This is a genomic window from Thermococcus sp. AM4, from assembly GCF_000151205.2.
GTDB lineage: Archaea > Methanobacteriota_B > Thermococci > Thermococcales > Thermococcaceae > Thermococcus.
Window position 1 is genome coordinate 1,698,684 of record NC_016051.1, and the last position, 12,566, is coordinate 1,711,249.

14 protein-coding genes are annotated in these 12,566 nt (G+C 51.3%); 4 read left to right on the forward strand and 10 right to left on the reverse strand.

Translation table 11 applies throughout. The features are described 5' to 3' along the window. Positions 1 to 71 precede the first annotated feature (71 nt). The 5 genes from TAM4_RS09385 to TAM4_RS09405 all read right to left on the reverse strand — a co-directional run bounded on the left by TAM4_RS09385 (position 72) and on the right by TAM4_RS09405 (position 5,172). Positions 72 to 605 carry a hypothetical protein gene (locus TAM4_RS09385; protein ID WP_158306677.1) on the reverse strand — a complete coding sequence of 178 codons (534 nt, stop codon included), beginning with the start codon at positions 603 to 605 and terminating at the stop codon, positions 72 to 74. A 26-nt stretch (positions 606 to 631) separates the two neighbouring features. Continuing rightward, on the reverse strand, positions 632 to 1,135 hold the full coding sequence (locus TAM4_RS09390; protein WP_048150585.1) for a hypothetical protein: 504 nt from the start codon (positions 1,133 to 1,135) through the stop codon (positions 632 to 634). 148 nt (positions 1,136 to 1,283) lie between these two features. Beyond that, positions 1,284 to 1,805, reverse strand: coding sequence for a hypothetical protein (locus TAM4_RS09395; RefSeq protein WP_048150586.1), 522 nt, complete (start codon positions 1,803 to 1,805; stop codon positions 1,284 to 1,286). A gap of 120 nt (positions 1,806 to 1,925) precedes the next feature. Continuing rightward, on the reverse strand, positions 1,926 to 2,519 hold the full coding sequence (locus TAM4_RS09400) for a hypothetical protein (protein ID WP_048150589.1): 594 nt from the start codon (positions 2,517 to 2,519) through the stop codon (positions 1,926 to 1,928). Between the two features lie 4 nt (positions 2,520 to 2,523). Next, entirely contained in the window at positions 2,524 to 5,172 is a 2,649-nt protein-coding gene (locus TAM4_RS09405; RefSeq protein ID WP_193386078.1) for a hypothetical protein, read from the reverse strand. A 90-nt stretch (positions 5,173 to 5,262) separates the two neighbouring features. Between TAM4_RS09405 and TAM4_RS09410 the strand changes: the two genes are divergently transcribed. Together TAM4_RS09410 and TAM4_RS09415 are read left to right on the forward strand one after the other, a co-directional pair. Next, positions 5,263 to 5,808 carry an HPP family protein gene (locus TAM4_RS09410; protein WP_014122996.1) on the forward strand — a complete coding sequence of 182 codons (546 nt, stop codon included), beginning with the start codon at positions 5,263 to 5,265 and terminating at the stop codon, positions 5,806 to 5,808. A gap of 9 nt (positions 5,809 to 5,817) precedes the next feature. After that, positions 5,818 to 6,960, forward strand: coding sequence for a cation:proton antiporter (locus TAM4_RS09415; RefSeq protein ID WP_014122997.1), 1,143 nt, complete (start codon positions 5,818 to 5,820; stop codon positions 6,958 to 6,960). 38 nt (positions 6,961 to 6,998) lie between these two features. Here TAM4_RS09415 and TAM4_RS09420 read toward each other — a convergent pair whose 3' ends face one another. Continuing rightward, complete coding sequence (locus tag TAM4_RS09420; protein WP_237702083.1) at positions 6,999 to 8,039, reverse strand: transposase; 1,041 nt, start codon at positions 8,037 to 8,039, stop codon at positions 6,999 to 7,001. Next, the gene (locus TAM4_RS11820) at positions 8,036 to 8,197 is read right to left on the reverse strand and encodes a hypothetical protein (RefSeq protein WP_014122999.1); all 162 of its coding nucleotides are present in this window, start codon (positions 8,195 to 8,197) and stop codon (positions 8,036 to 8,038) included. The genes TAM4_RS09420 and TAM4_RS11820 overlap by 4 nt, the downstream gene beginning before the upstream one ends. 313 nt (positions 8,198 to 8,510) lie before the next feature. On the opposite strand from TAM4_RS11820, the gene TAM4_RS09425 reads away from it, so the two are divergent. Both TAM4_RS09425 and hisS read left to right on the forward strand, forming a co-directional pair. Next, positions 8,511 to 9,125, forward strand: coding sequence for a MarC family protein (locus TAM4_RS09425; protein ID WP_014123000.1), 615 nt, complete (start codon positions 8,511 to 8,513; stop codon positions 9,123 to 9,125). A gap of 56 nt (positions 9,126 to 9,181) precedes the next feature. Then, positions 9,182 to 10,489, forward strand: coding sequence for a histidine--tRNA ligase (gene hisS / locus TAM4_RS09430; protein ID WP_014123001.1), 1,308 nt, complete (start codon positions 9,182 to 9,184; stop codon positions 10,487 to 10,489). Between the two features lie 5 nt (positions 10,490 to 10,494). On the opposite strand, the gene TAM4_RS09435 is transcribed toward hisS, so the two are convergent. The 3 genes from TAM4_RS09435 to TAM4_RS09440 are packed head-to-tail and all read right to left on the reverse strand — an operon-like array spanning position 10,495 to position 12,562. Further along, entirely contained in the window at positions 10,495 to 11,022 is a 528-nt protein-coding gene (locus TAM4_RS09435; protein WP_158306678.1) for a hypothetical protein, read from the reverse strand. 33 nt (positions 11,023 to 11,055) lie between these two features. Further along, positions 11,056 to 11,178 carry a hypothetical protein gene (locus TAM4_RS11945; RefSeq protein ID WP_256359058.1) on the reverse strand — a complete coding sequence of 41 codons (123 nt, stop codon included), beginning with the start codon at positions 11,176 to 11,178 and terminating at the stop codon, positions 11,056 to 11,058. A 4-nt stretch (positions 11,179 to 11,182) separates the two neighbouring features. After that, complete coding sequence (locus TAM4_RS09440) at positions 11,183 to 12,562, reverse strand: acetyl ornithine aminotransferase family protein (RefSeq protein WP_014123004.1); 1,380 nt, start codon at positions 12,560 to 12,562, stop codon at positions 11,183 to 11,185. Positions 12,563 to 12,566 lie beyond the last annotated feature (4 nt).

Below are 12,566 nucleotides of genomic sequence, written 5' to 3' on the forward strand. Positions count from 1 at the left end.
TAGATAACTAGCTTCGAAATTCGTGAAAAGGCCAACCTTTGTCCAAACTTCAGGCACAACCATTTCCCTTATCATCCCAGCTCTTCCATATCTCCTGCTGTTCTATTAATGTTTTCTATTATTTCTGAAAGCAGAAAGTACCCTCCACAGAGCACACATGTTGAATCTACTGTGGCTAAAAACAATAAGTTGGTATCGTGATTAAGGAGAACAATAAAAAACGAAAACGCCACTGTAATAATCAGCGCTTTGTAGTATCTAAGCGATGTAGAAATCCCTCCGCTATTCCACTTGGAAGCCAAATAACCCATGAGAAAGCCCGGACTGCTGAGGGAGAGAATCACGTATAACTGGGATATTATAAATCCCTGGCCGTAAACAACGTAACCGACACCAAAAAGGAAACTCTCCACCATAAAGAAAACCTGCCATACCCTTGAGCTTCTCTGTCTTAATTTGGATAACACAAAGGACCATCCAAGGAACAGGGAGAAAAGAAACTCTGCAATGACTAAAAAGTACCTAAAACCAATCACTATCCATACAGTAAAAAGAGGAAAGGCAAGAAGGAGAACTCCAAGACTAATCCTTAATCTAGCGTCCATGGCCAACGCACCCCCAATATATGTTCTCAAGGTATTCCCAATATGTCATGGAGAACGTAACCTCCAACAAAGTTTGTAACGAGTCCAAACACGGCTCCTACAATGGCTCCAGGCACTGTACCAATGCCTGGTAGGACAGCGTTTCCGATTGCCGCACCTATAATGGCATCTGTGGCCACATTGGCAATCAGGTCCGTGGTTATATCTTCTGCTACTCTGTCTCCATCAGTGACTATTTTAACTTCTGTGTGTGCTGTGTAACCTAGATACCACTCTTTTCCTTGGGAATCTATGACTGCGGGTTTGTTGTTGACATAAACAGTGAAGCTTGCTTGAACTGGAACATTTGCATCATCCAGTTCTCCAAGTTTAATTACTTTACCCAATACACCACTTGAAGCAATGGTATCATGGAACTCAAGCTTAATTTCTCCAATGTCTCTTGGTGGTACAGTGTGCGTAATTATAGTCTTAGTGGGCTCGATAGTTAAATCCTTTGTACTCTGTGTTTTGAGGACACGTGCATCCATAGTCACATTTGTGATGTTCCATTCGACGTCTGTGGGGTTTGTGAAGTATACCTTCGCATTTCATGTCTAAGACTAAGTTGCCCTTCTCCGCGGATAGCTTCATGTCATGATGTTTGGAAATATAAATGGCACAAGGAATATCCATTTCTCATCTCCTTTTTACTGTTAGTTTATACCACCACCATAGCAGGAGGGAGTACGGAATTACGTAGGGGGACAACGTAAGCAGTCCGATAACTAAAATTTGAATCCCCACTAAAATTTCTGGGGTTTTGTTTCTGGATATTTCTGGTGAGATGCGTTTGGAAATGTTCTCGTCTATTAGCATCCATATCACAAAAAGGCCAGTAACTCCGAGGTACTCGTGACCGTTAAGCAAAAGCAAGAGAACAATGGGCGGTACATAGGAAAGTGAGATAGCACTCGCTAAGTTTAGAGGTTTATATGGAAACAATCTATGCCAAAGAGCGAATCCCGATGCCATAGCCCACAATAGTATGGACATGTAAGCTACTCGAATATCTGTTTGGTTTCCATACTTGATGGCTGCTATAAAGGATATCCACGCTATTGCCCCAAAGCCAATTCCCCTGATGCCCTCTATAATAGTGCCAATCCCCACTACGGCCAATACAAATAAAAGGAGGAAAAGATCAATAAACTCCATCATTTTTCATACCCCCACTACTACATTGTTATCATTTTCTCGTGGGAAATGATTGTCGCCTTTCACGGTCTCCTCCAATATCCATTGAAGGTCGCTTTCATGTTTTGTCTCCTCGGGAATAGTCTAAGAATATATATTATTAATAACATAGTATGTAATGACATAGTATGCCCCTCCAATAAGGATATATGCAGATAGTACGCTGAGTTGAATGTTAGGTGCCAGTAGTTTTATTGACGAGACAGTGTACATTCCAAATAACCCTAGAGACAAATATCTTGGGTTCTCAACTCCAATAACCGTTAATACCCCAAAGAACATAATTAATATACTTGTTATTAATGCATCAACGTTGGTAAGTGAAAAGAGAAACGCAAACACCAAGGCGTAGAATTTCCAAGTGTTCTTTTCAAAGTCACGTAAATAGGCAGGCACTACAAAGATTGATGCTATTATAAAACCCACTACGAATGGGGGAACATTATCCCTGATCAAATATAAGAGCATCGAGAGTGGATAGAATGACACAAAGAATGCCAAGCTTGGTAGATATTCCTTTTTATTGTACCAAAGGAAAATTAATGGCATAGTTACTGATCCCATAATAATTGGCGCACCGGTTTCCTGAATTGGCAGTATCAGCAAAATGGCCAGAGGTAGCCATGCTAGAAATAACAAAAAGAGTATAGAAAGAGAAAGGCTAAAACTCCATCTCATGTCCTCACCCCCCATTAACACTATTGTTGTCTTGAACTGAGTCATTTGGTATATCCTGTAACTTGAAGTTGGATATATCAATAAAGAAATCCAGTATCGAAACTACTCCTGAGGATATTTTATCACCAAGTATTGCACCCAAAGCTGCGCCAGTTACTATTCCTTCTTCAGTAGCACTCCCCTCTGTTATAGCTCCAGCAATAACCCCTCCAATGAACCCACCTATTATTGAACCTAACTCCCTAGAGTGCTTTTCTATTGATGACTCCTCGTAGAATACTGAAACTGTGTCACTCACAGGATAAATGTTGTCAAAGTTTACAGTTATCATGTAAGACTCATGTTCTAAAAAGTTCCTAGCATAATACTTATCCCCCCAAATCGTTTGGGCTAATCCTTCCAAATCTATATGCACTACTATTGTTTTGTCATCATTAGGGGGTAATACAACACTTGCTAGATCTACATTTATTCCCTTAGTATTTGCTCCGTTCCAGACTTCTCGTAATGTTCCAAAGTCAACCGAAGCTACTGAGATCGCCACGTCACTGTCTCCTTGGTTCAGTAAGGTTATCCTACATGAAGTGGATCCAGTATAGCTTATTACAGCGGGCTTACAGCTCATGTTGGCTATTATGTTTCCTACCGGGTTTACCTCCATCGTCCCTTCATCCCAGTGTTCTTCTCCGTTGCCGTTGGGTTTTCCGTCCGTGTTGTCGATGAAGAGTTTGAAAGTGTGGTTTGCGACTCCATAGACGGTGTACGAAAAGCTAAAACTCTTTTCTCTCCTGGCTGGAATAGTGTATACCCCACTGCCCCCCATCTTAACTATAACGGCTCCATCCTCATCCTCGATGAATCCCCTCACGTCCAGCTTATCAGGCCTGTAATTCCTCACCTTCACAGTAAACCATACCTTACCTCCGCCGTCAAGCGTCCTAGGCCAAACTGTAAATGAGACCCCAAAGTCTCCATCAAACGCGGTGATGTTTCCGGAATACGTATCAACTTTCCCCAGGTTCACGTTGCCGAGGGTTCTGTTGACTTCAATGCGGTAGCTATGGTCTCCCTTCTCGGCGGAAGACCACCTGAGAACAACTTTGTTCTCGGAGTTCGCGGAAATTCCCACGTTCTTCTCGTCCACAACTCTGCCGTCGATGTAGAGGGCGATCTTTAAGTCCTCCGCGGTGGGATAGGTATTGCCCAGAGTTACCGTGAAGTTGACGGTTTCGTATTCCTTTGGCAGGTCGGGATTAACCTCGACCCCTTCAATGTACACCTTCCCCGGATCGTCCTCCCTCTGGACGAGGACGCTGCCCCTGTCGGTTGCCTGTAAACCCGCGTAGGAGAACACCGCGAAGTACTCGTACCTGCCGGGCTCAGAGTAGGGAACGGTGGAGACCGTTATCTCTGTTTCCTTGTTCGCTCCGAGGGTAACCCTGTCCCCGCCGAGCTTTACCGTTCTCTTGCCCGGACCGTCCGGCACCTGGGCGTAGAGGGTGTAGTAACCCCTAATCGGCAGGGTGTTCCCGTTCTTGATCCTGAGCTTGAAGGTTATCGAGTCGCCCACCTCGGCCACGTCCTTCGATGGGATCACCTTCACCTTAACCTTTTCGGGGTCGAGCTGGGATATGAGATCGAAGGTTCCGGTGTATTCGAGCTTTATCACCCTTATCGCGGTGATGTCGTCAGAGTAGCCCGAGATCGAGGGCTCACCGATGCTGGCCGGAGCGGAGGTGGATTTGATAATAATGCTGCCCCCGTCTGGCGTGACCACCGGTCTGTAGGTTACCGTGACTATTCCGCCGACTTTGACCTTCAGCGAGCCGTCGAGGACTCCGACCGGGGCGGTGAAGTTTCCGCTCTCGATGGTTCCGCTTCCCGGATCGAGGATTCCAGGGGTTATCGTCTGCTCCTCGCTGCCGGTGTTAAATGTTACGTTGTAGACAACGACCTGTCCTCCGGTAACGGTGTAGTCGATGAGGACGTGGTATTTAATGGGGTTCGAATCCCGAGTGGTCCTAACGACGCGGATGGCGTTTATCTTGAAAACGGGCGTCTGTGTTGTGGTGCTTGAAGTTTTCGGGAGGCTTGGCGTTGAGATATCGAGCGGGATCGGCATCGGACTCGGCTTCGGTGGAACGGGGTTCGGCGTAAAGGATGTCGATACAAGCCTGACCTTCATGTACTTCTCCAGCTCGTCGTACTTCTCCCTCGCCAGGCCCCAGAGTTCGGGGTTTGAGTTGCCCTTCTCTATTGCGACGGCGATGGTGTAGAGCTCTCCGAGGGTTCTGTAGGCGTTGAGGGCGTTTTCCCAGCTGTACCTCCTGACTGTCTTTCCGTTGCTGTTTATCGTCACCGTTGAGAAGGCGATGCCTCCGTTTGAATAATAGGCAGAGGCGGAGGATATGGCATCCAGGACGTCGTTCTTTGTGGCTTTGACGGCGTAGACGAACGATCCGGGGTTCTGATTCAGGATGGCGCTCCAGATCGAGGAGGTGCTGACAAGAGGGTTCGCGGTGAGGGTTCCCGATGGCGCCTGGGACGGCGAGGTGGGCCAGTACTCCTTTTCGACGGCCCAGGTTTCGTACTTGGCGTACTTCCAGCCGGTGAATATGAATGAATCCGAGAGGGCCTGGAGGAAGGCGGACATGCTGAAGGAACCGGCTATCGAGTCAAAATCTGGAAAGTTCGAAAGGTTTAAACCCGGGGGAATGAATTCAACGTTAAGGTGTGACACCCTATGGAGACCCAGCCGAAGAAGTGGAGCAAGGCGAAGAAGCTCTCCCTCATCCACAGCAAGAGGAGACTCCTCCAGCTCAAGCGAAAGGAGGAGCTTAGCCACAACATCCGCTACATAGGCAAGGTTCCGGTGGAGATAGTCATGGACAGGGACTTCGTCAGGGTTAAGCCGGCGGATTCCCTCGTGAACCTGATAGCACTCCTCCGGGACGAGGAGAGCTCTGCGGTGGTCGTCGATGACTCCGGCAGGCTGATAGGCTTCGTCACGATGAAGGACATACTCCACTTCTTCGCGCCGCCGAGGCACCATTCGGTCGTTGGGCTCTCGCTGCTCAAACGCTACTCCGTTAGCAGGGCGACCCGGGTGGAGGACATCATGGTGACGAGGCCGATAACAATCAATTTAAAGGACGACCTCGGTAGCGCAATAAGCGTCATGCTGGAGAGCGGGAAGCACCACCTCCCGGTCGTGGATGACGATGGAAAGGTTCACGGCATCCTTGAGGTCAAGGACATAATCCGGCTCATAAGGCTTGTCTCGCTGTGAGGTGTTTCAATGGACCCGTTCCTGGAGCTCGCGGTGATACTGATAACGGCCAAGCTCTCGGGCTACCTGAGCTCAAAGATCGGCCTTCCGGCGGCGATGGGCCAGATACTCGGGGGTATAGTGGTTGGCGTTAGCTTTCTTGATCTTGTGACGTACGGTGAGGGCGTCAGGCTGATCTCCGATCTGGGCGTCGTGATGCTGCTCTTCCTTGCCGGCCTTGAGACCGACATCGAGGAGTTCAAGCGCGTTGGGTTCCCCTCCTTCGTGATAGCGAGCCTCGGTGTTATCGTCCCCTTCATTTTCGGCTACGCCGTTGCGATCGAGTGGGGCTATCCCCGGATGGAGGCCCTTTTCCTGGGAGGCGTGATGACCGCCACGAGCGTCAGCCTAACTGCCAACGTGCTCCTGGAGATGAAGCGCCTCCGCTCGAAGGTCGGCTCGACTATTTTGGCGGCTGCCGTCGTCGACGACGTCCTCGGCATAATAATCCTGACGATCCTCGTGGCAATGAGCACGAAGGGAACGGTTTCCCCCCTCGACATCGGGATAATCCTGGCCGAGGTCTCGGCGTTCTTTCTCCTCAGCTACCTCCTCGGCAGGGGCGTTATAAAGCGGGTTCTCCGTTCCTCTCACAGGATAAACCTTCCCGAGACAGTGACGAGCGTTGCCCTCGTCATAATGCTGCTCTTCGCCTACCTCGCGGAGCGCTTCGAGATAGCGGCCATAACGGGCTCCTATCTCGCGGGCGTTCTCGTTGCGGGAAGCGAGGACGCGAAGAAGATAACCGACAAGATGATAACCCTTGGCTACTCGCTGTTCATACCAGTTTTTCTCGTCGGCGTCGGTGCCGAAACTGACGTTCACGTTCTCCTCGTTGCGGGGTCGTTTACGTTCCTGTACTCCTTCCTCGCCGTCGTTGGCAAGGTTCTCGGCTGTGGGGCCGGCGCGCTCCTTACAGGATTCAGGAAAATCGAAGCACTCCAGATAGGCGTCGGGATGATCCCGAGGATGGAAGTTGGCTTGATAATGGCCAACATCGGCCTCGCCGAGGGCGTTCTAACTCCCGAAAGTTTCTCAATAGCGATAGCGATGGTTCTCGTGACGACCCTCGTGACGCCGCCTTTGCTGAAGGTGGTTTTCTCAAAGGGATAGCTCGGCCAACCGAGTGCTCATCACGACTCAGCCAGTGCCTAACTAAACTGTTCTTCTTTTTGAGAGTGTTTGTGAGTTTTCAGTGAATTAACTCCCCACCAACCAATCACAAAGGCTGAGGCGGAATGAACGTCTAAACCCAATCCTTGAGCAAGTTCTTGTCCCAATTTTGAAGAACCAGCAGGATTAACCAGATAGACCTCAAAACCTCTCTTCAACGCCATAACAACACCGTGCTCAAGAAGTTCTTTCTTAGCGAAATTCGAGGCCTTACGATTCCCCCTTTTAGAACTCGTAGCTCTTCCATTTCTCCTCTTAATCCTCCCCAAATCCTCAAAGAACACGATCCCAACACCATGATAAAACGCATAATCCAGAAGATGAGCGAGAGCCTTTAACCTCAAATCCCGAGCCCTCCTTTTCGAGAACCCCGGAGAATTAACTTCAGGAAAATGCTCAATCCTAACGTCCCTAATAATCCCCCTCTCATCGAGAATAACCATATTCACCCTGTCAGAATTCAAATCAAAACCAGTGTAAAGCTTTCCATCATTAATTCTCCCGTAGTGTTTAAGATAAACCTCGAAAGGCACCTGAACATGCAGGTAAACTTTCTCATTCCTCAGGACAACCTGAGCGCCGTATTTGAATTTCTGAACATCAAGAATAACCGGAAGAAACTTCTTGCCCGTTTTCATCTTAAAATTTAACCATTCACCGTTCGAGCGGATTCTAGCGTTCAACCCTTCAATCTTTACGTTTCTGTTCCCCTTCTCGTTCTCCTTGGGTTTGCTGATTAGGAATTTTGATTTCAAGTGAATGTGTCTTGGATTTCCACCGTTTTGTTCTGCACCCCTGCGGAGCATTTTTGCGTAATCCCACGCGCTGTCAGAATACCACCAGTTGTTGAGAACCAGCCGAGAAACTTCCTTTACGCCTTCACTCTTTTTAATGCCCTTGAGCTGGAGTCTTATCGCCAGTTCGACGGCTCTTTTGAATTTTTCTGTCAGGAGAGCAAGTTTTAGGTAATCCTCATGCGTTTCTGGTTCGAGTTTTGTTTTGATTGTGATGTAATTCACTTCTGCTCGGCGGATCGTTCGTGTTTTTCGAGCCATAACTCGATAGCCTCCGTTATGGCCATTCCGAGGGCGCCTTTTTTGACTCCATAAACGTCGAGGATTTTCTTTCGGAATTTGACTTCCAGCTCGTCCGGTATTTTCACAGTGATGACGCCCATTGTATTCACCAAAATTCTTAAATACTTGTTTACTTAAATAGTTTTTGGCAATGATGCCGGCCCGGTGAAGTCAGTGAGCTAGGCGAGGTGGAGGGCTGGTTGAACCCTGTGGGTGTTCGGGCGACCCGTTCCGCCGTAGTGTGCTGGAAGAGAAGGAGAGTGGGCGGGGCGGTCCAAGTCCGGGCACTCGCAGTAGCTCGGGGAATGAACCTCTACGTGAGCACACAAAAACTCACGTAGAGAAGACCCCGGTTTCGTCATCGCTCGCTCTTGGTTGGGGTAGCTTTTTAAATCGCTTTCCCCAGCTTTCGGTATGAGCGAGCTGTCAACGATACTTAGCTCAGCGTTGCTGATGCTCATCATGATTGACCCGAGCGACAAGATACTCCTCGTCAGCTTCCTGCGCGAGGACTTTCACATAGAGGACATAAAGGCCCTTATCGTGAGGGCCAACCTGATAGGCTTCCTTCTCTTGGCGAGCTTTGCGATAGCGGGCCAGATAATCCTCCAGGAGATTTTCCACATCAACATAAACGCCCTGAAGGTTGCAGGTGGCTTCGTTCTCTTTAAAATCGGCCTTGAGGCTTTGGAAGGCGGTGGAATGTTCACCCTCAAGAGGGAGCGCGACATACTCGCTCTCGCTGCCGTCCCGGTCGCGATGCCCCTCATAGCCGGCCCCGCCGCCATAACCGCGGTGATAACCCTCACGGCGGAATACGGCTACATCGTCTCCCTTTCAGCGACGGCCATAGCGATTGCAGTCGTTGCGCTCTCGATGTTCGTGGCGCTCTACATGATGAAGTCCGTCAACAAGACCTTCCTGAGCGTCACAATCAGGATAATCGGTCTCTTCATAATGGCCATTGGCGCCCAGATGATGGTCGAGGGCGTCGTCGGGATATATCTCCTCATGACCTCCGCCGGATGAGCGCTGGCGGATAACCTTTTAACTTCTCCCTCCCCTCTTCCGAAAAGGTGAGAGGAATGAAGGTTGAGCGCGTTAAAGGGACGAGGGATTTTCTGCCCGAGGAGATGGCGAAGAGGAGATGGGTCTTCGAGAGGATTCGCGAGGTCTTCGAGCGCTACAACTTCCACGAGGTTCTAACTCCAACCTTCGAGTACACCGAGCTCTTCAAACTCAGGAGCGGTGAGGAGGTTGTAAAACAGCTCTACGCCTTCCTCGACAAGGGCGGAAGGGACATCTCGCTCCGCCCTGACATGACGTCGAGCGTCGCGAGGCTCTACGTTTCAGCCTTCCAGACGGCCCCGAAGCCAATCAAGTGGTACTACATGGCCAACATGTTCAGGTATGAAGAACCTCAGAGCGGTCGTTACCGCGAGTTCTGGCAGGCGGGGGTTGAGCTCATCGGGAGCGATAGGGTTGAGGCCGATGCTGAAGTTATAGCGCTCTTCACCGAGAGCTACCTCGCAACGGGCCTTGAGGACTTCACCGTCAACATCGGCGACAGGGTTCTGCTCGACGAGTTCGCCAAGATGCTCGGCGTCAAAGACGACATCGGGCTCATGAGGCTCATAGACAAGAAGGACAAGCTTACCAAAGAGGAGTTCGTCAAGGCCTTGAGGGACTTCGGGCTGAGCGATGAAGGAGTCGAGAAGGTCCTCTCGCTGGTTGAAATCAAGGGCGAGCCGAACGAGGTCCTCCCGAAGGCCGAGGAGCTGTTCACGAGCGAGGTAGCTAAAGCCGAGATAAGGCGCCTCTACGAGCTCGTCGATTTGCTTGAAGCATACGGGGTCTCGAAGTGGATTAGGATTGACCTCGGAATCGCGAGGGGCTTCGACTACTACACGAGCGTGGTTTTTGAGGCGATAGCGCCGAACGACCTCGGAATCGGCTCGATTGGCGGCGGCGGCCGCTACGACAACCTCATCGAGGTCTTTGGCGGAAAGCCGACCCCGGCGACGGGCTTCGCGATTGGGGTAGAGAGGCTCATTCCAATCCTCGAGTGGAAGGGTCTGATTCCGGAAATCAAGCTCAGGCCCGACGTTTACGTGATTCCCATTGGCAAGGAAGTCGAACTCAGGAAGACGGCCGTCGAGGTGGTATCTGCCCTCAGAAGGGCGGGCGTTAAAGCTGACGTCGAGCTGACGGGAAGGAAGCTGAGAAAGGCCCTCGACTACGCGGGCAGGCTTAACGTGCCGTACGTGGTTCTCATCGGGAAGAGGGACCTCGAGAACGGCAACGTCACGATAAGGGACATGGAAACTGGCGAGCAGAAGGTTGTGAAAAAAGAGGGCCTTGTCGAGGAGCTACTCGGGCTCCTCGGCCTCTGATTTCATTAATTCACCCAGTGGTGGTTAAGGTAGACCGCAACCTCCGGGCCGTAAACCGGATAGGCGGTCATGACCTCGAAGTAAACGCGTCCGTAGTAGTACTCCTTCTCGAGAATGACCTTCATCTCGCTCACCCCGTACTCCCGGTACTGGTAGTAGGGCAGGTAGTAGGTCACCACCGCGTAGTCCCCGCTGAAGTCCACGTGGCCGTACTCGATGGTCTCCTCGATGAGGTACACCATGTCGTAGCCGTCCATGGTTTCCGGCAGTTTCCTTTCGCCGACGTACTGGCCGAGGGGATAGAAGGTGGTCTTGTACTTGTAATCCCTCTCGTAGCCGAGGACGTGCCTGTCCCAGATATGCTCCTGGGCCCAGCTTGGGAAGTAGACTGGATGGCCGTAAAAGGTTGCGTCGAAGTAATAGGTTGCGGCATGGGTGAACTGGTAGTAGTCAGTTGAAAGGCTCGTCCCCTGGACGGGGAGGGCAAAGACCGCTAGGAGCATGAGGAGGAGCAATGCCCTCTTCAAAGACACCACCGTCTTAAAGTGGACATCGAGGTTAAAAAGTTAACCTCGGATCCTGAACTCCCTCGCCTTCCTCCTCATCCTCCACTCCTCAAGCCTTCTGACGAAGGGGCAGCGGGAGCGCCAGAGGCGGTAGATCTCCTTCAGCCTCTCAATCAAGGACATCACCTCAGTGCCATGTAACCACTTTGCCCTTAACTTTTCCCGCCAGTGCGTCCTTCAGGGCCCTCTCCATTATTTCGAGGCCCTTCTCCGCGATCTCCTCCGTTATGACGAGGGGCGGCGTAATCCTGATCACGTTGCCGAACATGCCGTGGCTGGGCAGGATTAGGCCGAGCTCGAAGGCACGCCAGCATATCTTCCCTGTTAGCTCTGGGTCGGGCCTTCCGTCCCTAACTATCTCCACCCCGATCATGAGCCCCTTCCCGCGGACGTCGCCCATAACCTCGTAGTTTTCTGCCATCTCCTCGAGGCGCTTTCTGATGAACCCGCCAACGCGAAGGGCGTTCTCCAGAAGGTTCTCCCCCTCGATTATCTCGAGGGTGGCCTTCGCGGCCGCGCTAACGACTGGATTTGCGGCCGGTGTAAGAAGGGCCGAGCCGCTCGTCAGGTTCTCAAGGAGTTCCCTCTTTCCGATGACGCCGCTCAGCCCCATACCGCTCGCGACCCCCTTGCCGAAGATTAAGAGGTCTGGCTCGATACCAAACCACTCGCTCGCGAACCACTTCCCGGTTCTCCCTATCCCGGTTTGAACCTCATCCATCGCGAGGAGTATGTTATATTCATCGAGGAGCGCCTTAAGTTCCCGGAAGAAGTTCTCGGGCGGAACGACTATGCCGGCGTCGCCCTGTATCGGCTCTGCCATAAAGACGGCCGTTTCATCGGGTGGGAGGACGTGGGCGAATATGTAGTTTTCGAGGTAGTCCAGAAAGCGGTTTATGAGCTCGTCCGGTTCTTCATAGCCGTTGATCCCCCAGACGTTTCGGTATGGGTTGGGATAGGGGATCCAGACGACGCTGGGCAGGAGCGGTGAGAGGCCCCTCTTCTGGGAGCTCTGGAAGGCCGCTATTGATGTGGCCCCGTAGGTCTGCCCGTGATACGCTCCGATGAAGGACAGAATCCATGGTCTTCTCGTCGAGAACCTCGCGGCCTGGAGGGCCATGTCAACCGCATCGCTCCCGCTCATTCCGAAGAGCACGAGGGGGTTGCTCAGCGGTGCTATCTCAACGAGTTTCTCGGCGACCTCTATTGCCCTCTTGCTGTGGGTGTAGCCTATCATCGAGTGCTGTATCTTGGCAACCTGCTCCTGGACTTCCTTCACGAGTTTGGGATGGGAGTAGCCGGTGGAAGCGGCGGCCGCTCCGGCCAAAAAGTCTATGAAGACGTTTCCGTCAACGTCCTCTATCAACGCTCCATGACCCCTCTCGGGAACGAGCGGGAAGAGCTTGACGCCGAGGCCCCGGGAGATTACGCGCTTCTCCCGCTCTATGAGTTCCCTCGCCTTTGGCCCGGGCGGTTCGACAACTATTCGCGGATAATCAGAATCCATTTTC